Source organism: Dysgonomonas sp. (genome assembly GCF_035323175.1).
In the GTDB taxonomy this organism is placed as follows: domain Bacteria; phylum Bacteroidota; class Bacteroidia; order Bacteroidales; family Dysgonomonadaceae; genus Dysgonomonas.
Genome location: NZ_DAOKYH010000016.1, coordinates 1 through 24,615 on the forward strand (window position 1 = coordinate 1; position 24,615 = coordinate 24,615).

Here is a 24,615-nt window from a genome sequence, read left to right on the forward strand (position 1 = left end):
AACCATTTTTACTTATTGCAAGTCCAAGGCGGATAACATGTTCGGCGTCATTTCCGGCTGCTCTGTAGAGCATATAAAATATACCATTTTCGTACCATACCCCAGGATTGCAAACCACCAGACTCTCCCAATCATTCACTGGATTTGGGTAAAGAATAGGGTTCTTTTCATACTTTTTCAGTTTCATAGTTTTTATTATTCATTTTATCAGACCACTTTTGGAATCTCCGCTTACTCTATTTCGAAAACATAGCTACCGGAACCTATTTCAAGGACAACCTGACCATTTGCTATTGTTATATTTTTAAAATCTGTTACGCTTTTAATATTTGTACCACTTTCTGTGACTGTTTTTCCTTCAGCATCCGGAAGTATGACTTTAGCACTACAATTTGCAGGAATAGTTATATACCAGCTAAACTTGCCATCATTTCTTTGCCAGTGGCTCTGTATTAACCCACGCACCGAATTGTAAGATGCTTTTACATAGTTCAGATCTCCGATTATAAGAGGATGCATTTCAAGTTTGCTGAATCCAATAGCATCATCTGCATTCTTTATGCCTGCCAGATATTCATAATACCAAATAATAAGGTCGCCGAGAAGCATCACATGATTTGCCGAATTCATAGCGGGATCAGCCGTATCACCATTCCATAATTCCCAGATGGTCGTCGCACCTTTTTCTATCATATACCCCCAACTAGGATATGTTCTGTTTGTTGCTATCTTGTATGCTATATCTGCACGCCCATATTCTGTGAGACACCTCATTAACCATTGTATGCCAATAAGTCCGGTACTGACATGTCCTTTAAATTCATTTTCTGTTTTATCTACTACATGCTTGAATACATCTTTTTTTACTGTATCCGGAGCTATATCATCCATGATAGCCAACACGTTTGCAGTAACAGTATTGTTCGAATAGTTCCTTTTTGTATTATTATAGAATTTTTTATTGAATGCCGTTTTTACATTCTCTGCTAGATCCACATAAAACAATACATCTTCTTGATGACCTGACATATGGGCAAACTTCTGCATCAATACCGTAAGTCTATAGTAGAAAGCCGTTGAAAGCAATTCTCCTGAAGTCTTGCGTTCCAGATCTTGTGAATGTATCATTTCAGGCGATTCGGGAGGCATACACCAGTCACCGAACGTATCTTTAGTAACTATATAATCTTTCATATAATTGCTCTGTATATAGGCCAAAAAGCGTTTGAACGAATCGTAGTGCTTTATAATCGGACGATCATTTCCATATTGTCGATATAGCATATCAGCAATGATAAAGTATGCTGCAGGCCATGTTACATCATCGGTATACATTTTCCAATAATTAGGAGCCACATCTGGAAGAGTTCCATTTTGACGTTGTGAATCTTCTATATCTGTAAGCCATTTCGCATATAGTTTTTGGTTGTCAAAAATAAAACTTTCTCCATGCGAACCTGTAGCCCTATCACCTAACCATCCCATACGCTCATCTCGTTGTGGACAATCGGTAGGCATACCACGATAATTACCTCTGATACCCCAATAGGAATTCTTATATATTTGATTGATTGTACTATTTGATGTTTCGAAATTACCTGTGGTTTCCATTTCATCATAAATAACCTTGCCTTCGAAGTTATCCAACTGTGGCTCGTCGCGAAATCCTGTGACTTCTATATAACGGAATCCATGATATACAAAGCTAAGTTCCCAAGTTTCTTCTTCACCCCCCTTTAGTATATATGTATCGGTTGCTTTTGCTCCACGTAAATTATCGGTATAAAGATTACCATCTTCTTTCAATAGTTCTGCAAATCGCATTTTAATCTTATCTCCGGCATGCCCTCTAACTTTTAATTTAACCCACCCCACCATGTTCTGGCCCATGTCGACAATATATTTATCCTCTGACAACTTAACAATGGATACAGGATTAATAGTTTCCATGATTTTTATATTCAAATTTTCTTGGGAGTAAAGTTTACCTTCTGGGGCTTTGACCAATTCCACAGAATGCCAGTTTACATCATTGAATCCTGATATGTTCCATCCCGACATTTCTTTTCTTGCATCGTATTCTTCTCCGTCAAATTCATTGTTAGAACCAATAGGACCATCTATAGTTACTTTCCATGACTCATCACTCACAAAGGTTTCTTTTGTCCCGTCATCGTAAGTGATTTCTAACTGAGAAAGTAATTGAGGCAAACCGAATGTCCGAAACCAAGGAATACGCATCGAAAAAAAACGTCCGTTTCCTAATATAATACCTATTGTATTTTTCCCTTTATTGAGTAGCGATGTTACGTTGAAAGTATTGTAAGGAACTCTTTTGGTGTAATCGGTTGGTGTTGGAGCCAATACCTGGTCGCCTATTTTATCTCCATTCAAATAAGCCTCATAAAGTCCTAAGCCTGAGATATACAACACAGCATTTTTGATATTCTTATTTAAGTCTATTTCCTTTCTCATATAGCGGGCATTGAGGCGAGTCTCGCTATTAAGACGTAAATCATCTTCGTCCTTCGGCTCGAATCCAGATTTGCGATCTTCACCTTCGGCTTCAAGACTTTCCAATCCAATCCATTTGGCTTTCCAATCAGATAGAGCAAGTAATCCCATAGTCCACGAACCCTCATCTACTGATACAATCTCCCCATAGTTAGTCCACACTTGCACTTTCCAAAAACAAACTTGGCGACTAGTTAATTGTTTCCCTTGATACGGAATAAGGATAGTTTCGTTACTATTTACTCTTCTAGAATCCCAGAGATCTCCGTTATCTACATTCAAGTTTTCACGAGAAGAGGCTACTATGACACGATAGGCCTCTTGTATCAGGTTTCTTTTATGGGAATATAGCTTCCAGCTAAAGCGTGGGCAGGTGGTTTCAAGCCCCAAGGGATTGATAAGATTTTCAACCCTGAGATCTGCTACTCTTACCTTTTCTTCTGCTTTACAGACATGAATAGATAGCATGACACATAATATCATGAAATAAAGTATATTCTTTCTCATCATTTATATTTTACATAGCTACTTAGTAATATCTGAGTATTCTCTTTTATAATGATTATAGATCTTCCCTATATGTTAAAATTGATTTTGACTAGCTCCAATATTCGGTTTGTCGTACACCGTTACTTTATTCTCGAAGAAATCCAGACCTCCATTATGATCAATGATTGCACCGGCTTTTATCGCAGGAGACTTCTTTTTCAGTTTGTAACCTGACAACAATTTAAAACCGTGTGTACCAACCCCTGGATTTTCTAACATAGGATCTTTAGTTATTTTATTTGGTTCATAAGGTTCACTCTCGGGATGATTGCCAAAATATATATTATTGGAGAAAATGCCTCCTGTGCCAGGGATCAGATATCCACCCGAGCCATAATTATAAATAATATTATTCTTGAATATCCAAGGAGCATTTATATTACCAGCTTCATCCCATGTATGCTCTATAATTTTAGTATCCAAACCTGCACATATATAAATTGTATTGTTATATATCTTCATATTAGGAGGCACACCACCTGCAATCATAAAGATGCGGGTTTTATCATTCTGACTGATATTATAACGAACAATACTGCCTGAGGAATTTGAGGCATCAATAAACAACATAAATCCACCTTGGTTATCGTGACTATAATTATACTGTACAGTACAATCAATAGCATCTATATCAATATCGAAAGCTGTACCATCAGCATTACCTTCGAGCATATGTGTGTTAAATACCTCATTGTACTGTATTATACAATTACTTCCACGTGTACACCAGATTGCTACAGCACCGTTAAAACCACCGTCTTCGCGATAGGAACCACAACCATCAGCCACATTATGCTCTATGATTGCACCATCACATCCGTAGGTTAAAATTCCATCTGAATCAATATCCTTAACAGAATTATTTTTTATTCTAACACCCCTACAAGCTTCGTCATATTTGGCAAATATGTGATCCCAGACTACAATCCCCGTACGTCCTACATTCTCCACTTTGTTCCCTTCGATCAGTACATTTTGAAATTTATCGGTTCCTTTCGAACCTGTCACATTTACAGCTATCCCGCCAAACTGATGCGGATGAAAATCGTAAGCATAACGAAACGAACTGGTAACGTGATGTACATAATTGTTTAATATCTTTATATTACGCTGTACTCCACCATTATCGTTCTCCACAAGAATTCCCCCTCTATACATAACTCCTCTTTCGGGTGCAGGATTTGTTACTTCGAGACCTTCAATAATCCAATTGGACTGATTACGTAGATATAGTGGAGCCTTCGCTGTTCCTTCTCCATTTATAATCGGTCGATTTCCATCTCCATATGAAGTAATTGTGATCGGGGCTTCATCCGAACCAGATCCTTTTGGGGCGAGAGAATCAAACCATGTACATCCACTTTTCAGTAAAATATAATCTCCGGGTTTAAACTCTTTAAGGTTCGCATTTAGAAAGGTTCCCCATGCACTTTCGGGGCTTAATCCATTATTGGCATCATTTCCCGATTGACTGTCAATATAGTAAACCGACTTTTCTTGTATCGCATTAACCGATAGGCTTACAAAAAATATTAACAACAGTATTTTTACAATTCTCAACATACAAGTTTTATTTCAAGATTATATAAGCTTGGAAAGTTATGAGTCTTTCGAGGTTTGATAGACTAACTCTTTCTCTATTGCATACACATAATAGTATAAGTGATGATATTACATTAAGGTATCCTCCCCAATAAAAAGAAAGGATACCTAATAAGAAACTATTCCTGTGCCTTGTGTATTATCAGAACTTCACCTAATTGAGCAGCCCAATTTGCACCAATGCCACCAACAAGTCTTAATCCCAGATAATTAATTCCTTGAGGAAGTAAGGCTGTTGGGGTAACTGTTATTTTTCTCCAGCCATCCTTTGTTGAAATATCATCGTAACTAACAGGAATCTCAGAAAAGTTTGCAAAGTCACCTCCGATACTAGAACCGTACATTTTCAAATGTTCAACATTAACTCCGGCATATAAGTACGCTGTTATTGTAAAGGTTTTCATATCAGAAAAGTTGTAAATAATGACACCGTCAGCATCATCACCTCGAGCTATTGCTGTATTATCGCCACCAAATACCTCGGGGTCACCTACCCATGCCTGAATCCAATTATCAGTTTTGAATGATATAAAATCAAAATTCTCAAGCCTATCTAATATTTCTATTTCGCCTACAATAGTTCCGTTCGGCTCATAGGCGCCCGGGGTAGCTTTGCCCGTAGCTGAAACAATATTGCCCCAAAAGTCTTTACTTCCGTTTTTAGATACTAACACGCCTTCATTTATAATAGGAGAAGATGCTTCAAGTTTATACCCACTCAGAGATTCAATTCCAAAACTTCCGCTTCCGGCATTTATAAATAGAGGATTAACTGTAAGCTTATTTACTTCGAAAGGCTCATTAACCGGATGATTCCCATAATAAAGATTCTTGGCAAATACACCTCCGGTACCGGGAATTTTATAATCACCCGTACCTAAATTATAGATTATATTGTTTTTGAAAAACCAAGCAGCATTGATATCACCGCCATCATCCCATGTATGATCAATAATTTTTGTAATAGACCCTTCACCAAGGTAGATCGTATTATTATATATCTGGGTATTAGGTGTAACACCACCTGCAATCATAAAGATACGTGTCTTATCATTCTGGCTGATATTATAACGGACAATGCTTCCCGCAGAATTGGATGCATCAACAAAGAGCATAAAACCACCTTCATTATCATGACTATAATTGTATTGTACAATACAATTGACAGCATCCATATCGATATCAAATCCAGTACCATCATCATTTCCGGGCAAAGCTTTCGTATTAAATGCTTCGTTATATTGTATTATACAATCACGTCCTCTTGTACACCATATAGCCGCAGAACCATTAAATTGCCCATTTTCTATATACGAACCACAAGCCTCAGCCACATTGTATTCTATTAAAGAGCCATAGCATCCGAAAGTAAGAATTCCGTCGGAATCAATATCTTTTACTTTGTTGTTTCGGATTATGACATTGCTTGAAGCTTCTGCATCACTGGCATAATAGTTATCCCATACTACGATACCTGTACGCCCAACCTTCTCCACTACATTATTCTCAATAAGCACGTTATCAAATTTATCAGTTGCTGTCTGTCCGATTACATTTACTGCAATACCACCATACTGGTGAGGATGAGAAGCCCCTACATAGCGGAATGAACCGGAGACTTCATGTACATAATTATTTTGAATTTTAATATTACTAATAACTCCACCTTCGTTATTTTCTACAAGTATTCCACAGCGATAGGTATCTCCACGTTCGGATGCAAAATTTTTAAGTTCCAGATCCTGTATCACCCAGTTTGACTGATTACTTAGGTAAACAGCAGCAAGGACTTCCCCCTGCCCGTCTATGATGGGTCTATTGCCGTCACCATAAGAGCCTAAGACAATAGGATTGGCGGATGTACCACTACCTTTAGGTGCTAATTGTCCCTGCCATACGCTTCCTTTCTTCAAAAGAATTTTGTTGCCCGACAATAATGACATTCGATTTAGATTATTGAATGTTTTCCAAGCTGATGCCTCAGATGTGCCGGCATTAGCATCATCCCCCCCTTCTGAATCTATATAGTAAGTGGCATTTGGCTCTGAGGCCACCGGATAGTTTACAAGCCTGTCAGCAATATCATTATCGCAAGATGTAAAAAGTAATATACCTAAAACGACAAATAATATTAAATGACAATTTGTTCCTATTCTTTGTATTATAGTTTTCATATTCAATACTTTTTATAACTTAGTTACTATAATGCAAAATAGCCTGATACATTAATAAGTTAGCCTGTTGAGATGCCTCTGGTGTAGTATTTTCCCCGGCATGTCCTCCATTAGGGAGAATAAATAATACATTATCGACATTAGCCTGAACCAATTTATCTCTCATAAGATTAGCCTGTCTTACAGGTACTGTAAGATCTTTTTCACCATGTATAAGAATGGTTGGTTTTAAGTTTGTTCCATAATACGGACTTGCATCAGTATATGCAGGGTCTAGTGGCCAGAATAGATCATAAGGTTTTCCCGTGATGGTGGCTAATAAACCTATCATCTCTGCCGGGTTTGCCCCAAGAATACTTTGTTTGTCATCTAATTTGGTCGGAGCACCTAATGTCAAAACCAAAGATACAGCATTTTGTATATCATAATTATATGCATATAATAAAGCCAAATGACCTCCTGCACTACCACCCCAGAATACTATTTTAGAAGTACGTAGATTGTATTCTGCGGCATGATTTATTATCATTACCATAGCAGCACTGATATCTTGCATTATATGAGTATAATTGATAGAACTATTCGCTAAGCGATAATTTAAATTAATAACATTCATTCCATTACCATAGCAGGCATCTTTCATAAAATTGGCATCAGCTTTATCTCCAGCAACCCAAGCACCTCCATGTATCAAAATTACTAGTGGAGTCTCGAGAGTCCTATTCTCCTGAAGATATATATCCATCACCTGTTGCAGATCTTCTCCATAAGCTACATTCAACATTTCTACAGCAGAATTATTAACAATTTCTGCTGTTTTCTTATTTAAAACTTTATTATCAGACGACGATTCATCTAAATCCCCAGAGCAAGAGTAAGATGAAAACATAAGGAATAGGCAAACTACAATTGTTGCACTTTTAATAAATATTTTATTCATAGTTTTTATATTTAAAGTTATACTTCTATTTACTATATCTTATAATCCACTGATACATTGCCTCATTCAGTCTTTCAGAAACTTCTTGAGGCGTATTTTCTCCACCATGGCCGCCATTGGGAAGAATAACTAAGGTATCGGCAATATTTTTTTGTTTAAGTAATTCACTCATCATTATCGATTGCTGTTTAGGAACAATATCATCTTTCTCACCATGTATAAGAAAAGATGGTTTTAGATTCTTTCCAAAATAGGGACTTGCTTCTTTATATGCTTCATCTAACGGTTCTGGGTCGCTATTCCATGGTTTTCCGGTAATCAGAGGAAGCAAGCCTTGTATATCTCCATGTTTAGCCCCTTCCATACTTTTAGCGTCGAAACGCGTAGGTGCACCTAAGGTTATCACAAGTGAAACTGCATTCCGAATGTCGTAATTATAGGCATACAATAGAGACAAATGAGCCCCAGCACTACCACCCCAAAATACATACTTCGATTTTCGTATATTCCAATTATCGGCATGATCTATAATAAATGACACCGCACTGTCTATATCTGCCATCATTTCTTTGTAATGAATGCCCAAAACACCCGGTTTACTTAGTCGATAGTTAATGTTCACAACATTTATTCCATTCGCAAAGCATACTTGCCTCATGAAGTCAGCATCTTTTTTATCGCCACTCATCCAACCTCCACCATGTACTAAAACTACAAGTGGAGTTTGTTCCGTTCTGTTTTCAGTCAGGTATACATCCATTGTCTGCAGAGAGTCACTTCCATAATAAACATCTTGTAAAATCAACTGATTTATAGGTTTCCTACTACATGCCAACACGATAATAAATGTCACTATAACAGAGAAAACACCAAATAGAATTTTCTTTTTCATTGTTTCTAGTATCCGATATTATTATTACCCAAATTAGGATTTTTCTCCAACTCTCCCTGATTAATAGGCATCAGATAATGCTTAGGAAGAAATACTTGTTTCGGAAGCATATTCAATTCGAATCTTTCATAAGTCTTAACTCCATTTTTATCTTCTGTTATTTTCATTCCGTGGAAATACTTATTATTCAATACAGATTCAGCCAAATTCCAACGTCTTAAATCCCAAAATCGATGGCCTTCGAATGCTAATTCTACTTTCCGTTCTTGTATTATACGCTGCTTCATTTGTTCTTGATTAAGTCCAGATGGCAATGCCGGCAAACCGGCTCTTTCCCGCACAAGCCTGATCGCTTCATATACAGACGCATCGGGTCCGTTATTAGCCTCATTCTGTGCTTCGGCATAATTGAGTAATACCTCTGCCAATCTAAGCTCCTTCCAACTGGTAACACTTCCCATGAAATTCAGTTTTTGGAATGGGAGTGTTTCATCTAAAAATTTGCGAATATAGTATCCTGTATATGTACGTTCTACAAGTCCAAGGCCATCATCAGGCATCAGATAGCCGGTTCTTATTACTTTGTTCTTAAAAATAGAACCGTCCACTATAATACTTGCTTGTAGACGTTTATCTCTCCCCTCGTAAGGATTAGCGGCATGTACAGGATTACTCCAGTCGAACGGTGTACCATCGACCATTTCATAAGAATCTACAAGCTCCTGAGTTGGATTAGTTTGCGAACCCCAACCGTTATCTATGCTTGGCGGCATATACAGGTTATCACAAGCATGCCCTTTATTCACTCCATCGAACATCACTTCGAAAATGACTTCTTTATTTCCTCCATGTGATTGAAATAAAGCATTGTAATCAGGATCTAAGACAAACTGATTCTCCAATATTACCTTATTGGAGAACAATGCAGATCTTGCATATCTTTCAGCAAAGAGCATCACTCGGCCATTAAGAGCCCATGCTGCTTCACGTGATGCTCGCCCATATTCGGCAGCAGTAATATCTTTAGCATAAGGGAGTATTTCTCCTATTTCTTCCAACTCGGTGTCAATAAAATCATAAATATCCGATTTAGGAGTACGAGGCACCATTAGTTCTTGTAAGTTATCAAAACTTTGTAACTCCTTAATAAGGGGAACATCTCCGTAACGACGCACCAAATCGAAATACATAAATGCTCTTACAAAGCGAGCCTCTGCCATTATTCTTGTCTTAAAACCTTCCGTAAGAGGACTGTTATTTGTCAATTCAGATATTAGGTTATTTACTTTTCGGATTACTTCATAGTTCCTCCCCCATGTTTCTAATGGGTTGTACGTAGCAGATATAGTGCCCGGAATCATCACTCCATTGCTTTCGTTCCATCCTGCAGGTGAGCGTAATAAATCGGTACTCCCATCAAGCAGGTCGGTAATTCCCAAGCCGGAAAGAACATTTGTTCCACCTTCGACAAACAGACCATAACCACATGGCATATAGCCATATATTTTAAATAAATACGCTGTTGTAAGTGCCTCATCTTTGAATACAGCGTCATTCGAAATTATATCAAGGGGCTCTTTATCCAAATCCATACAAGCATTGGCAAAGAATAGAGAAAACACCGTGAAGACTAATAATATTATATTTTTCATATTCATAATTCGATTAAAATTCGAGGTTAAAACCAAAATTGTATGCTTTCATCTGAGGATAGTAATATGCATTCTTATCAGGATCTATATTTGGTGTTTCTGGGTCGAAATCTTTCATTTTGGAAAATGTCAGTAAATTATTCCCAGAAACAAACACTCTCAAATTCTGAATGCCTATTCTTTTTAGAAAATCTTCTTTGTTGAAGGTATAAGCTAATTCAAAATTCTTCAATCTAACATAAGTACCATCATATAACCAAAATGAAGATTTTTCTCTATTATTTTGGACAGTTCCGGCATACAGGCGCGGATATTTTGCATTCGGGTTGTCTTCCGACCATGAGTCTTTAAAAATGGCCAAGGCATTAGACTCTAGATTGAATGGGTCCCATCTCAGATATTGATCAAAGCCTGTTGCACCCTGAAAATTCATCGTCATATCAAAATTCTTGTATGACAGCCCAATATTCAAACCAAATATTATCTCAGGAATTTCACTTTTTCCAATAAACTGTACGTCTTTTCCATCAATAACATTGTCTTTGTTGAAGTCTTCATATTTTATATCCCCCACTTTAAGCGATGTATTTCCACGTCCATCCTGTACCGCCCAGTTATCTATTTCTTCTTGGCTATGAAACAACCCCAAAGCTTTATACCCAGAGAACTGGTTGAATGGACGTCCTGTAAGTCGTTGATAATCTAATTTATTTATAGCTTCATCCATGAATATAATTTTACTTTTCGCATAAGTTATATTGCCTTCTACCATAAAATTGATATCTCCTACCTTATTTGTATAGCGAAGAATAGATTCTATACCATAGTTATCCACTTTTCCTATATTTTCGTCTGGCAATATTGCTCCAAATGATTGTGGAGTGGATGCACTTCTTGGCAGTAGAATGTCTCTCGTCTTTTTATAGAAGTACGTAAATTCTCCTGATATTTTTCCATTAAATAAACTGAAATCTAGCCCCACATCTGTATTGCTTGCAGTTTCCCACGTGATATTAGGATTAGCTATACCTGTGTCATTTATTCCTGATTGAAAAGAACCACCTATTAGAGCTCCCGAGTTAAACCTATATCCTGACATAAATTGGTAAGCAGCTACTCTATCGTTACCAAATTCACCATATGATGCTCTTAATTTAAGATTATGAAATATTGCATTATTTTTCAAGAAAGGCTCTTCACTTATTCTCCACCCTGCCGAAACCGCAGGGAAGAAACCCCAACGTTTACCTTTAGGAAAATTGTATGACCCATCGTAACGAAAATTAAATTGGAACAAATACTTACTTAAATAGTTATAATTCAAACGGCCGACATACCCTTGCCTTACAGTCTCCCTTGCTAGTCCGCCATTGTCTTTATCTTTATCGGGTCCTGCAAATAATTGGTCAATAGATGTTGATATATAATTGACACGCGAAGCGTGTAAGTCACTGTATTTATATGACGATTCCTCGAATAATAAGAGAGCTGAAATATTATGTGTATTATTTAATGTTACATCATATGTAAAGGCAGTCTGAAGAGTAAGTCTTTCATCTTCAGCGGTACCTTCATAAAGATTTATCCCCCCTCCGGTTTTTCTTTTAGTATATGTATCAATTACTCTGTCATATTGATAAAATTCGTATGGCGTAGAGAATGTCTTAGCTTTTGAGAACCAACGGTCATATGAAAAACTGGCTCTTGCTTTCAATCCCTTTACAAATGGGACGTTATATATCCCCTGTAACGTACTTTGGAATACCGAATTCTCTGTTTTATTATAACCGGCTCTTTCTGCCTGTCCAATAGGAGATGAGGGTTGCCCATTCCAGCTCAAACCTCCGAGTTCTATTTCATTGGGTACATAAGGTCGTTCTGTCGGTTTTGAGTTAATTATAGTTGAGAATAAGCCATCACCCATTGCTGACTGGTTTATTTTTTCATATCGGCCAGCCAAGTCCAGTGATATACTGAAGTCGTTACTTATTTGAGTATCTATATTAGAACGGACTGTATATCTTTTGAATCCGGACAAATCATAAAGCCCATCTTGATCTAGATAGCCTAATGATGTAAAGAATTTTGTTGTTTTACTTCCTCCATTTACAGTCAAACTATGTTGTTGAATTCCTACCCTTTCTTTTAATGTTTCTTTCCACCAGTCTGTTGAAGGCATTATACCATTTTTGTACGCTTGGATCTGAGATTCGGTAAAACGAGGAGTATTGTTATTAAAGTTATCCAATGCTAAATTCAGATATTTCGCATATTCGTAAGCGTTCATCATTTCAGGAATAACAGTTGGAGCTTGAAATCCGAATGTTCCCGAATAGTTTATTTTGGTTTTACCCTCACGTCCTCGCTTGGTAGTAACAATAATAACGCCATTTGCCGCTCGCGCGCCATATACGGCAGCTGAAGCTGCATCCTTGAGAACTGTAATACTCTCTATTTCATTGGGGTCAAGCTTACTTATAGAACGTTCTATTCCATCAACAAGTAATAATGTACTATTATCATTGAATGTACTCTTTCCCCTAATAAAGAAAGCAGGATCATCTAAACCAGGTTTTCCTGTCTGCTGGGTTGTGATTACTCCTGTCATTTTTCCTGTTAAGGCATTGGCAAGATTAGGCGTAGGCGCTTTTAGTAATACATCTCCTTGCACTGTAGATACCGAGCCTGTCATATCTACTTTTTTCTGTACACCATAACCTACAGTTACCACTTCTGCCAACATTTCAGAAGAAGGCTCCATCACTACATCAAGATTGTTATTTGTTACGGTTCTTTCAACAGTAGAAAAGCCAATATACGAAAAGACAAGAACATCGCCTTTCTTAACCGTTATGACATAATCACCATTGACATCAGTTGTGACACCTCTGTTGCTGCCTTTCACTGTGATTGTTACGCCTATAAGATCTTCACCATCAGCTGAGGCTACATTCCCTTTTAGCCCTATTTCCTGGGCAAATATTTGTGCAACCGCAAAAACCAATAACAATAAGATTAATAAAATTTTGTTTCTTTTCATAAAATAATCAGATTCATTAAATCGGTTAGCTTTTATAATTTTTTATATGCCGAGAACATATAGAACTTAGCTTTCACAAACATAGAATAGTATTTGTACAAATTGTAATATTATGAAGCTAAAAGATGATACTTTTTTGAATATAATAAGACAAAATACACATAAACAAAATACAATCAACACATTAACAATGTATATTATTTTTATAATTCATTGTACTTTTTTGAATATATTTCTATATTTGTAAAAAAACTACCATGAAATACATACAAAGAGAAATTACCCCTATTGGCGAGGAAGATTTATTTATTGTATTAAATCATCCTAATGCAAGGTTTGACTATGCGGCTCACTTTCACTCTGACTATGAAATCAACCTCGTTTTAAACAGCAAAGGAAAAAGAATCGTAGGGGATTGTGTTGCTGAATATGGAAATCTTGATCTGGTTATGATAGGTCCTAATATTCCTCATCGTTGGGTAAGTGAGGATGATAATGGAGGTGCTCATGTGGTGACAATTCAATTCCATAAAGAAACATTAGAGTATCCTATTATAAATAAAAAGATATTTCATCCTGTAAAAGAATTATTCAGTAATTCTTTTTATGGTATAGAATTCTCTGATGAAACTAAGGTAATGATGAAAGACTCTTTACTCAACTTATCGTATAAGCAGGGAGTGGAATCTGCTTTGGAATTTTTTAGAATTCTTTATCTCTTATCAGTCTCGCCCAATCAGAAATTCTTATTGGAAGGGCATAGTAAAATGGATGTGGCTATTAGAGAATCCAAAAGCCGACGTATAAATAAGGTTATAACATATATGCAGGAACACTTTCGGGAAAACATAAACCTTTCCGCTGTTGCAGAAGATATCGGTATGTCTGAATCGGCATTTAGCCACTTTTTTAAAAAAAGAACTAATCGGAGTTTTGTGGACTATCTGAATGATATAAGAATAGGTCATGCTGCAAAGATATTATATGAGACAACTTACACTGTATCAGAAGTATGTTATTCTTCCGGCTTCAATAATATCTCTAACTTCAATCGCATATTCAAGAAAAAGAAAGGACAGACCCCATCTGAATATCGGATGAATATTCAAAAGATTATGACAAAATTCTGACCGTTACCCTAAACTTGTTTTTAATCTTAATCTACACGAGACATCGTTTAACGAGATAGTTCTGTCCAAGAATCTTTCAACCCAAATAGATTATCATGTGCAACTCGTATTAAAGAGACTTTACTTATTACATCAATAATGATTGGATATAAAACAAAATTCTTATCAATAAAATTATTCAGATATTACGACATATTACTTCGATACTATACTTCATTATATATAAATCCAATGAAAAGTAGAATTGACAAATACATTGATCTTTATTCTGCCATTCAGCAATTACAGTCTTTGCTATATTCCGGACAATCTTCCACATCCCTTCTATTTTATCCAGATTGCCAGAGAATAATAAATAATAGTTATAGATAACGTCCATCAAATAACCCAGCGAATTATTTTGTTTCTGGTTGTATACAGCATTTCCTATATGTACCGGTTTTGAATTTTCAGAACCGGACATTTGTCCAGCTAATTTGTCTCAGCAGTGCTGAGAGTTTTGGAAAGTCTTTGTAGGTTTCATAGAGTTGCTTCATTCTCCATACATTCTTATCAGAAAAGCCTTTCAATTATGGCTTTGGTCAAGATAAGTAGTCTGCCAATTCTTTTACTATACTATCTCCCCATGTCCCAGACTCAATCTGCTTGCTAATATATTGACCAATATTCCAATACAAATCTATTAGTTCTGTATTTACAGCCTTTATTGAGTTATCTCTAGAATGCTTGATTAATTGTATTACATCTGAGAATTATTTTTGTTTATCTAATTGCACGGGATTTATTTTGTTATGTAGTTACAAATATAATTAGAATCAATTATCGTTGATTTGATTTATTCATAGCATTTGCTTTTATATCATCAGCAATATCAATGTACCCTTTTCATTACATTAGTTTCTATGCCCAGTCCACTTCATCACAGCTAACGTAGGAAGACCAAAGATAAAGTATTATAAAATAAAAGTTCTATGCCAGCATAAGTCCACTTGACTTCAGAATAAATTATACCCATATTTTGGATGTTTAAAACATCAGATTATCTTTGATAGAAACAATTTCAGACTATCTTTGTTAGGACGAATTTATAAAATAAGCCAAATGAAAAATTTAGTAGAAACATTAAAATCAAACTTTGAGGCATTCGCTAAAGATGCAGAGTCACAAATCCAAAATGGAAATAAAGCTGCCGGACAACGTGCACGTAAGGTTTCCCTTGAAATAGAAAAAACATTAAAAGAATTTCGTAAGAAATCTATCGACGCGACTAAATAAGGATTTGCTAAAAAAAATAAAGCGGGATAGTTTAAATTTATTCCGCTTTTTATGTTTAAGACAGGTAGAATAATTTGCGCTTTAGCCTTCTATGAAACCAATATTGATACTATTATTTTTATTATTATCTTCTTTGAACCTAGGTTCTTCAACTATCAAGGGCAAAGTAATAAAAGTTACTGATGAGGACTCAATAACTATTCTGACTAATGCTAACAGGCAGGTTAAAATAATATTAAATGGAATTGACTGTCCTGAGAGAGAACAGGATTTCGGGACCAAAGCTCCAAACCTCACAAAAGAATTGTGTGCAGGAAAAATCGTTATTGTGGATAGTATAGGTACAGACAGATATAAAAGGGTACTCGGGGTTGTCTGGGTAGATACTGTCAATGTAAATGAAGAACTGATGAGAAATGGACTTGCATGGCGTTATAAATATAATAAGTCCGAACACTACCTGCAATTAGAACAAAAAGCCAGAAAGCAAAAACTCAATATATGGAGTATGAAAAATCCCGTGGCTCCCTGGGATTTCAGAAAGCAAAAATAAGGTTCTAAACCGGAATATGCTAAAGCTTTTTATTTATATCGGGTTTATAGTTGGATGGCAGAAATGTTGATAACCCGCTATTGTTTAATTTGACAAGGCAACCTAAAAATCTTATTTTTGTATCCATAAATATTTACACAAATGAACAGAGAACAATTTTTACCGGATAATTGGTATTCAGCTATTTATGAAAGCGGTTTTAGTATCATATTTCAAGTTGTAAAAGATGACGGAGAATCATTTTCATTTTGTCGAAAAGACGGTGTTATTGTCGATTCTATTCCTGATGGGTTCTCCCAAATAATCAAACATGGACTGACAGAACCGGAATACCAATAAGAATTTTATATGAGCTAAAAGTTAAACTTTATTTTTTTACTCGGGTTATTCATTTTTTCCATAGAGTTCATTCTCTTGTATCGTCAATCAAGCCTTTATCACAGCTAAGAAAAGAAATTCAATAAACAAATTTTTATTGTCCGTGTCTAAAAATGGCCACGCCATAACAACATAATCGCAGGCTGGGAAACCCACAGTAGAACAGCAAAAATCAATCACTACACATAGTCTACCACGTTTACAAGCAAATTGCCAATTGAAATATCACCATGTATCCACTCTTTTTTCTGTTCCCATTGTGAAAAGATAATAGCATTCCAAAATCTAATAATTTATTTTTAGGTAGTACGTTCTTAAACATCTCAATTGCTTCATAGGTTTCTTGGTTATATACCGATAAGTTACCGCCTCGGTAAAAATTGTGTTGTCCCGTAAAAGGAGCATTCCATATATCGGCATAATGTATTTCTTTGAGAATCTTAACTAAAATCAAATACAAATCTTTTCGTATTAGAAAATCCACTCTACACACATGATTAACCCCTCGAAGAAGGGTATAATTGTCCATGCAAACGAGTATATGAGAGAGATAATATAAGAAAAGAAATGCTGTCATTTTATTTCATCGCGCAAAATTATGGCGGGTTCCATTTAGGTGCTGCAAGGTCAAGCCTTTCAGGTTTCAGAGGAAATCTCCACACCTCACCTTCGGTTCGGGTAGTATTTCCTCTGAAAACCTTGCACACCTGAACCCGCCATGCCTTGCTTATGAAATTTAAAATGACAGCATTATGGAAAAGAGAAGTAGTAGTACAGCGGCTTTTCTCAGGTTAGTAATATTATTGGGAATCATGGGTCTGGTTATATGGCTAATCTTACAATTGATAGATCAGGTATCATGGGCTACATTATTACCGGTAATAGGATTGTATATAGGCTATAAGGCCTTTTGTATAACCCTGGATATTATAAAGCTTATTGTAAAACTGATTGTGATTATCCTTATTATCTGTCTATTAATCATTTAATTAATCAACGTATGAAAGAAGACTTAGGATTCGGAACACTGGGAAACGGTGTGACTGTATGGGACAGAATCAGGAAGGAGCATGGGGATTATTTAACCGTCGCCCATATAAGCAGGCAGAGGAAAGTAACTTTTTATGATAAGCAGCTTTCAACCGGTGCCAGAAAAGCGATATTCAGCTTTGCGAGGAAAAGCAACATCAGGATGTCGGTAACTCAACCGGAGTTTGTTATGCTCAGTCCCTTGGGGGTAGCCGATAAAGTATTGGAAAAAACAAGAAAAATGTATTCAAAGATTGCCGGAGAGGATATTAAGGTCAGAACAGTGGATTACAGCGATGATATCTACGCATTCGGCACGGAAGGGGGATGCCTGAAACTGGCACAGTATTTTGCGGGGAAAAGACTGAGGATAAAACACAGTAATAGTCATATATGGATGTTTGTGATTTTTGAAGACTTAAAATAAATAAGATTATGTTGTTAAGAGTATTAAAAGAAGATTTCACGGTTAATTTCCGTAATTACGGAGAAATAACCATACCTAAAGGGACGTTGTCCGGTCAGAAGAAATTGACTGGTGATGATTCGGTTTACAATGTAGTTTGCGAATATGATTGGATAGACAGGCAGTATCCGGATATTTGTGACAGTTTAAAAGCGGATGTAGAAGAATACGGCATTAATATTCCGGAGGAAATGCTGATAAAAGCATTACGGGTTAAATTCATGTATGATAATTCCTGTTTCTGCCGGGATATATTCTTCAGCAAACACATGAATAAGAAATATTGTCGGATGGAAAGTAGTGTAGACCTTGTAGACTGGTATAGTGTTACTCCCGATTGGGAAGAGCCTGACTGCCCGTTAAGAACTGATATGCTGATACAAATTCTAGGAAGGGATGGCAAGGTTGCTGTTACAGAACAAGCATCTGAAGTGAACGGGATTTTTAAAACAGAGAAGAAATTCCTGTTTTCGTGGGAAAATGTAATAGGGCATGAACTGAAAGAATGCTCCGTTCCTATATACAGAAAGGAAAAGACCGGTTATATTATTGACAGGGTAAAAGGCTTTAAAGGCTATGTAGAAAATACGATTGGAGAAGATGGTATCGTTCATTATACCTCTGGGTTGACATTCGAAGAATATAAAAAAGAGAAGGGTAATGATGACCTGATTATTATCGATGAAGAAAGGTTGGATAAGGAAATAGAGAAATATAAGCGGTTCCACCAAAAAGTATTTGAAGATATGACCCATGAAGAGTTTTACAGGCTCTATGAAGACTTACCACCAAGGCGCATTCTGAAAAGGAACGGCGCTTTTTCTTTTTTTGTAGGAGAAGAATGGAATGTCTCATTGCATATGTTTTGCTTTAAGTATAAAGAAAAATACTATAAAGGACTACGTGATATAAAGATGAAAGATAAGGATCTATCACGGCATATTGAAATTCATCTTAAGTATTTCACAAAATCCTATGAAGAGTTGGATAAACTGACAGTAGAATACTTGAATATACATCGGGATAATAGTGGTACTTCCGAATTTGACACATCCATAAACCACATTTCCAGAGCGATAATTCATAGGTTTTACGAAAAATATGAAAAGTGTTTTCTTGGAAAATACAACCTGTATGATGAAGACAGGAAGAACTTAAAGGTAGAACTAATTTCCTATGAAGGGCAACCTATATATAATTTTGAATTTGACTTTGTGGTGCCTTCTAACGATGAGAAACTGGTAGAACTGATCCGGGAGCATAACAGGGAAAAGGACGTGTTCAACAATCATGAGATCATGAAAGGGATAGAAAAGATTACTGAAAGGATAACCGAGCTAAAAGGAACAGGCCTTATCTGGTCTTAATTTAAAATAATTACAAAGACATTATGCTTTATATAATAGATAAAAACAATTTTGAAGGTTGTATAGAAGCTTCTATGCCGGATGATATCCGAACAAAACATTCCCGGCTGACATTAAAGGAATTTCGGGAAATGAAGAATAATCCAAATTTGATAACTGTTACAATTGAAGAATTTGAGTTGATGAGAGATAAGTATATGCAAGCACTCATTACATCACTTAAAGAAATAACAGAAGATGAATTTTTCGGTGTTTTCAAAAAAAGTAAACTTTATAAGGGCTGGTTGGAGAAAGGTTTTGCTTGCTTTTTCTTTGGTGATTCTTATGGGTGGAATATCTATGATTGCTATTGTGAGATTTGCGGCAAATATTATACAGCAGTAAAGAAAATCGGTGTAACACGTAAAGAACTTGAAGAAGAGGCAAGAAACTTTAAAGATAAGAATGACCCTTCACAAAAAGTTATTGTCTTAGAATATAATCAGACAAGCGAAAATATTGAACTATACAGCTATCTTAAAAAATATGGTATCAAAGATATTGCGGAGCTCTTCGACCAGGATACCTGCAAATTAAGAATCAGGGGTTACGATTATCCTTTCATCAAGATCAAAGGTGGCGATAAGGAGTTTATAATTTATTTGGATGTACAATATGATATAGAAAGAAAGGAATTGGAAACAATTCTTTTTTTGTTTTTCAGCGATGGTTATAAAGAACATTTTACAAAGAAATACTCTTTGTGGAGCGAATTTACCGAGCGGTGTATTGCTTTTAAAGAATGGGGCCAGAGCACGTTTGCTATCTGGCAATATACCGGAAAATTATCAAAATAAACAATATAATGGTTATGAAAAAAAAGTATAAAGGAATAGAAAAAGCTGCACAGAGGTTTACACAACTGATGATACAGCGCATTCAGGAGATTAGTAACGACTGGACAAAGCCATGGATACCGGTCAGAAGGAAAAACTTTTATCCACGGAATATATCCGGACGCAGATACAGCGGGGGAAATACAATCATGCTGCTGATACATATGATATTTTGTCCGTTTCGTACGCCTGTGTTCCTGACATATAATCAGGCTGTGGAACTCGGGCTCAAAGTACGGGAAGGCGCTTTCCCTGTCTATCATTTTACCTATATGTACCTGCACCGGGATTCAAAGGAGAGGATAAGTGAAAAGCAGTATAATGAATTATCCGAAGTGGAACAGGATCAATATCTCAAATACCCGATAGCCAGATACTATAATGTATTTAATCTCGATCTGACAGATTATGCAGAGAAATATCCGGAGCAGTGGGCCAAGCTGATTGATTACTATCAGGAGAAGGTAAAGCTCAATGAAGGGGAAATGTTTTTGTTTCCGCTGTTGGATGATATGCTGGAGTATCAAAGCTGGGATTGTCCGATAAAGCTACAGGTGCAAAGCCGGGCTTATTACAGCCTGACACATGATGAAATATGCCTGCCTGTTAAACAGCAGTTTAAAGAGGGGGAAGGATTCTACGGGACATTGTTACATGAGATGTCACATTCAACAGGTCATGAGTCAAGGCTAAAGAGAAAAATGGGACAGGCTATTCCTGAATACGCAAAAGAGGAGCTTATAGCAGAATTATCCTCTGCATTATTAGGCTACTTTATGGGTATAGAAACAAATATCAGGGAAGAAAATGCTGCTTATTTAAAAAGCTGGCTTGAAGAGCTGGATGCCGAAGCCGACTTCCTGATGGATGTATTAAGCGATGTTGTTAAAGTAGTTAACTATACCATGGCTAAGTTAAGCTTTGAATTACCGGAAGAGGTAAATATAACTACTGCAACGACAGAAAAGAAACAGAAGATACAGGTTCATTCTCCTGCAATAGAAACAGAAGAGTTGTTAATCGTGGATTAATAGCATTTATAATATGACATAAGCCCTGTATGGAAACATACGGGGCTTTTCCTTTTATAACATTTGAAAAAACGATGATATGAATGAAGATTTAAAATATCTGGCACGTATGAACTATATGTTGATGAATATTCATGCCGGTAAAAACTATCTGGCACTGATTATTAATCGAAGTAATAAACAGTTTAATATGGCTTTTAAATGTAAGCCACCTCCGGATGTGAGGCAAATAATGAGGCTTAACAATTTCTGTTGGTGCCGCAAGCATAAGTATTGGAGATCTTACCTGAACAAGACACAGATAAAGAGAGCGAAAAAGATATATACGGAATTAAATAAAAACAAATAATATATGGCTAATATATGTACAAATATTCTTGTCCTAACGAACATGGATGAGGCATTGATAAGCAAATTTATAAAGAAAATGAAGGAGACCTTTGATTGCTATTATGTAGATGAAGGCGAAAACGAAGTTGAGATTGGATTTTCATCAAAATATAGTTTCCCTGCCAAAGAATTAAAAGAAATAACAGGTAACATGGATAAGTTCAAAGCATGTATTGATGTACTCAGTTATGATTTTTGTGTAAACTATGCACGCTATCATCAGTTTATGGATGGAGAATGGAGAGATTTATGGTCAGGAGAAACAATTTAAAATATAACAGTTATGGAGAAAGTTGATAAATTATATAGCCTGAATAATTCATATTTCAAGAACAGGAAAGACTATTATCCCGATACTATACTCGAAATAGTACAGTATTGGTCAGAACATAAAGAATTACCTTTTTCATACAGTGGTAAGAACTGGCTTTATGACGCTATGTGTGAACGCCAGAAGAAAAAAGGTATAGTAGGAGATCAATACCTTACACCGGATATGGTAGCAGAGCAAATTGCAGAACTGGCAGATAACTTTAATCCTCAAAATATGGAAGTATTGGATGCCTGTTGTGGTACAGGACAACTTTCAAAGCAGCTGATAGCACACGGTTTTAATGTGATCGGCTACGATGCCGATCCCGAAATGGTTAAAATCTGTCGCATGAGTTATCCGGAAACAGAATTTTATGAATGTGACTTCCGTTTTGAAGAGCAACCCGTCCGGCGGGAACTGATAGTAGCCAATCCTCCACATGATGCAAAATATTTGCCCCGTTTTTTGGAATGGTTATCCACTGCCCTGGCTGTAGAGGGCAAAGCAATTATCATCCTTCCAAAAGATTACCTAAAGAAGGATAAACCATTCGATCTGGTAAAGATACTGAAGCGCTTCGAGTGTTCACATGAGGAGGAACTGAAAGATAAGTTTGCATTTACAAGTACAGTACAGAAAATCTATATTATGGAATTATCAGAGGCTTATAAGGAGCTTATGGAGGTCGTTAGTCTTGAAAAAACTGATACGACCCCCCTATCTGGTGATACGGGAAATTTAAATTATTCGGAACAAAAAGATCAAAAAACAGAAGTTATGGAATCAAAAGACAAAGTACATTTAGTGCCCCTGGCGTCGATCAGACCTAATCCGGACAATCCACGCAAAAAGATAAAAGAAGAAGAAATCAAGGAACTAGCGCAAAGTATAAAGAGATCGGGACTATTGCAGGCTATAACACTAAGGCCAAAAGACGATTATTATGAAATAGTGATCGGAGAGAGGAGGTGTTTGGCCTTCATTATGAACGAGCAGACTGTAATTCCTGCTTATATCAGGGATTTATCTGATAAGGAAGTGATGGAGATAGCTCTGGCAGAAAATCTTTTGCGTAAGGACCTGACCCCACTTGAAGAATCCGATGCTTTTCAAAGATTCATTGAAACCGGAAATTATACGATAGAAGATTTGTGCAGTACTTTCGGCAAAACAGAAAGTTTTATCCGTGGAAGGCTACGCCTTCAACACCTGTCAGAGAATTTTAAGGAGCTCCTGGAAAATGAAGTTATAACGTTAAGTGTCGGACAGGAACTTGCAAAATACGATGGTAAGACACAGGATACTATCTTTAATGAACATTTCAAAATCGAGGACAATACCTGTTGGAGAGATCTGGGAACGAAAGAGCTTGCTGGGAAAATCGAAAGAATATATACTACCGAACTACTTAAATACAAGTTCGATAAAACCGAATGTATCAGTTGCCCTTCCAATACTGGTACATATAGTCTTTTTACGAATCCGGAATCAGGAAGGTGTACCAATGCCGAGTGTTTGCAAAAAAAAAGGTCGGAGTTTACAATGAGTTTCTGTAAAGTGATAGCCGACAAGTATGAGAATATTGATGTTTGCATTACTCCCTATGACAAACTTGACGGGGTCATGAATGAGAGCCTTGAAGAACAGGGAATCAAAGTTATAACAACCATTGCAGAAAGTTATCCGGAAGCTCCTCTAGCCCCCGTAAAAGAAAACTTCAAATCAGATCAAGAATATAATGAGGCTAAGGAAGAATACCAGATTGAAATTGGAGCCTATAACAAGGATATAGACGAGATAGAGGCGAAAATAGAACAAGGAAAGCTTAAAAAAGTAATTTATATCGGCGATAACAATCCCAAATTATGCTATATACCTGTCATGACTGATCCCGATAAAGATCCTCTCAAAGCTTTGGAGGAAGAGGATGATGCGAATAAGCGTAATGCGACTAATGGCGTAATAAAAGAATTAACTCAACTACTGCTAACTTGCGGGTTGCCACCAAGTGGTTTTTCTGCTTTTGAGGAGCAGATGCTAGTTTTCTTCATGCTCGATAGCCTGAATATAAAGCATTATTCAATCTTTGGTATAAAAGAAACAAATATGAAAGGGCTTCCAGATGATTTGAAATACAAGATCTCAAAATCGGTGACAGCTGAGCAAAAATCCATTATACAAAGGGATTTTCTAATCAGGTATATAACAAAATCAGTAGATTCAAACTCTAAATCGTTACTCCTGATTGAGTTCACACGGCAGCATTTTCCTCAGGAGGTCGCTGATATAAGTCGTAAATATACGGATGCTTATAACTCAAAATACCAGAAAATAAAAAAGCAGAAAGAAGCGATCAGTAATAAGAAAGAAATGGTTCCGGAATAAGGACAAACCAAAATAAAGGGTAAGGCCATACGCTTGTAATAAAAGTATGGCCTTTTAATA

The 24,615-nt window shown here is 36.4% G+C and carries 20 protein-coding genes and 2 pseudogenes; 12 read left to right on the top strand and 10 right to left on the bottom strand.

All coding sequences use genetic code 11. The features are described from left to right. The 8 genes and pseudogenes from PKC55_RS14705 to PKC55_RS14740 all read right to left on the bottom strand — a co-directional run. Nucleotides 1–187 (bottom strand): annotated as a pseudogene (locus PKC55_RS14705) (glycoside hydrolase family 130 protein); the annotation flags it as partial. 44 nt (nucleotides 188–231) lie between these two features. Then, nucleotides 232–3,021: an alpha-L-rhamnosidase gene (locus PKC55_RS14710; RefSeq protein WP_291126754.1), complete on the bottom strand. Its 2,790-nt coding sequence runs from the start codon at nucleotides 3,019–3,021 to the stop codon at nucleotides 232–234. A gap of 75 nt (nucleotides 3,022–3,096) precedes the next feature. Then, entirely contained in the window at nucleotides 3,097–4,626 is a 1,530-nt protein-coding gene (locus PKC55_RS14715; RefSeq protein WP_291126752.1) for a right-handed parallel beta-helix repeat-containing protein, read from the bottom strand. 158 nt (nucleotides 4,627–4,784) lie between these two features. Next, nucleotides 4,785–6,839: a right-handed parallel beta-helix repeat-containing protein gene (locus PKC55_RS14720; RefSeq protein WP_291126750.1), complete on the bottom strand. Its 2,055-nt coding sequence runs from the start codon at nucleotides 6,837–6,839 to the stop codon at nucleotides 4,785–4,787. A gap of 19 nt (nucleotides 6,840–6,858) precedes the next feature. Then, complete coding sequence (locus PKC55_RS14725; protein WP_291126748.1) at nucleotides 6,859–7,779, bottom strand: alpha/beta hydrolase; 921 nt, start codon at nucleotides 7,777–7,779, stop codon at nucleotides 6,859–6,861. Nucleotides 7,780–7,804: 25 nt separating this feature from the next. Further along, nucleotides 7,805–8,671, bottom strand: coding sequence for an alpha/beta hydrolase fold domain-containing protein (locus PKC55_RS14730; RefSeq protein WP_291126746.1), 867 nt, complete (start codon nucleotides 8,669–8,671; stop codon nucleotides 7,805–7,807). Between the two features lie 5 nt (nucleotides 8,672–8,676). Further along, nucleotides 8,677–10,323 (bottom strand): RagB/SusD family nutrient uptake outer membrane protein, encoded by a 1,647-nt coding sequence (locus PKC55_RS14735; protein WP_291126743.1) that lies wholly within the window; start codon nucleotides 10,321–10,323, stop codon nucleotides 8,677–8,679. Between the two features lie 13 nt (nucleotides 10,324–10,336). After that, nucleotides 10,337–13,363, bottom strand: coding sequence for a SusC/RagA family TonB-linked outer membrane protein (locus PKC55_RS14740; RefSeq protein ID WP_291126741.1), 3,027 nt, complete (start codon nucleotides 13,361–13,363; stop codon nucleotides 10,337–10,339). A gap of 257 nt (nucleotides 13,364–13,620) precedes the next feature. Between PKC55_RS14740 and PKC55_RS14745 the strand changes: the two genes are divergently transcribed. Further along, entirely contained in the window at nucleotides 13,621–14,493 is an 873-nt protein-coding gene (locus PKC55_RS14745; protein ID WP_291126739.1) for an AraC family transcriptional regulator, read from the top strand. A 178-nt stretch (nucleotides 14,494–14,671) separates the two neighbouring features. Here PKC55_RS14745 and PKC55_RS14750 read toward each other — a convergent pair whose 3' ends face one another. Both PKC55_RS14750 and PKC55_RS18225 read right to left on the bottom strand, forming a co-directional pair. Then, the gene (locus PKC55_RS14750; RefSeq protein ID WP_291126737.1) at nucleotides 14,672–14,956 is read right to left on the bottom strand and encodes a hypothetical protein; all 285 of its coding nucleotides are present in this window, start codon (nucleotides 14,954–14,956) and stop codon (nucleotides 14,672–14,674) included. After that, nucleotides 14,943–15,233, bottom strand: a pseudogene (locus PKC55_RS18225) (DUF1016 N-terminal domain-containing protein). Before PKC55_RS18225 ends, PKC55_RS14750 begins: the two are co-directional and overlap by 14 nt. Nucleotides 15,234–15,594: 361 nt before the next feature. Between PKC55_RS18225 and PKC55_RS14755 the strand changes: the two are divergent. From PKC55_RS14755 to PKC55_RS14805, 11 genes are all read left to right on the top strand, one after another. Further along, a complete protein-coding gene (locus PKC55_RS14755) occupies nucleotides 15,595–15,768 on the top strand; it encodes a BF3379 family histone-like protein (protein ID WP_291126735.1) in 174 nt (57 codons plus the stop codon). A gap of 91 nt (nucleotides 15,769–15,859) precedes the next feature. Then, entirely contained in the window at nucleotides 15,860–16,321 is a 462-nt protein-coding gene (locus PKC55_RS14760; RefSeq protein WP_291126733.1) for a thermonuclease family protein, read from the top strand. 141 nt (nucleotides 16,322–16,462) lie between these two features. After that, a complete protein-coding gene (locus PKC55_RS14765) occupies nucleotides 16,463–16,660 on the top strand; it encodes a hypothetical protein (protein ID WP_291126731.1) in 198 nt (65 codons plus the stop codon). A gap of 791 nt (nucleotides 16,661–17,451) precedes the next feature. Then, complete coding sequence (locus tag PKC55_RS14770) at nucleotides 17,452–17,688, top strand: hypothetical protein (protein WP_291126730.1); 237 nt, start codon at nucleotides 17,452–17,454, stop codon at nucleotides 17,686–17,688. 11 nt (nucleotides 17,689–17,699) lie between these two features. Then, complete coding sequence (locus PKC55_RS14775; protein WP_291126728.1) at nucleotides 17,700–18,155, top strand: hypothetical protein; 456 nt, start codon at nucleotides 17,700–17,702, stop codon at nucleotides 18,153–18,155. A gap of 8 nt (nucleotides 18,156–18,163) precedes the next feature. Next, entirely contained in the window at nucleotides 18,164–19,561 is a 1,398-nt protein-coding gene (locus PKC55_RS14780; RefSeq protein ID WP_291126726.1) for a hypothetical protein, read from the top strand. Between the two features lie 23 nt (nucleotides 19,562–19,584). After that, nucleotides 19,585–20,397 carry a hypothetical protein gene (locus tag PKC55_RS14785; protein ID WP_291126724.1) on the top strand — a complete coding sequence of 271 codons (813 nt, stop codon included), beginning with the start codon at nucleotides 19,585–19,587 and terminating at the stop codon, nucleotides 20,395–20,397. Nucleotides 20,398–20,411: 14 nt separating this feature from the next. Beyond that, complete coding sequence (locus PKC55_RS14790) at nucleotides 20,412–21,467, top strand: ArdC family protein (protein WP_291126722.1); 1,056 nt, start codon at nucleotides 20,412–20,414, stop codon at nucleotides 21,465–21,467. 79 nt (nucleotides 21,468–21,546) lie between these two features. After that, the gene (locus PKC55_RS14795; protein ID WP_291126720.1) at nucleotides 21,547–21,816 is read left to right on the top strand and encodes a hypothetical protein; all 270 of its coding nucleotides are present in this window, start codon (nucleotides 21,547–21,549) and stop codon (nucleotides 21,814–21,816) included. A 3-nt stretch (nucleotides 21,817–21,819) separates the two neighbouring features. Continuing rightward, the gene (locus tag PKC55_RS14800) at nucleotides 21,820–22,128 is read left to right on the top strand and encodes a hypothetical protein (protein WP_291126718.1); all 309 of its coding nucleotides are present in this window, start codon (nucleotides 21,820–21,822) and stop codon (nucleotides 22,126–22,128) included. A 12-nt stretch (nucleotides 22,129–22,140) separates the two neighbouring features. Beyond that, nucleotides 22,141–24,555 carry a ParB/RepB/Spo0J family partition protein gene (locus PKC55_RS14805; RefSeq protein ID WP_291126716.1) on the top strand — a complete coding sequence of 805 codons (2,415 nt, stop codon included), beginning with the start codon at nucleotides 22,141–22,143 and terminating at the stop codon, nucleotides 24,553–24,555. Nucleotides 24,556–24,615 lie beyond the last annotated feature (60 nt).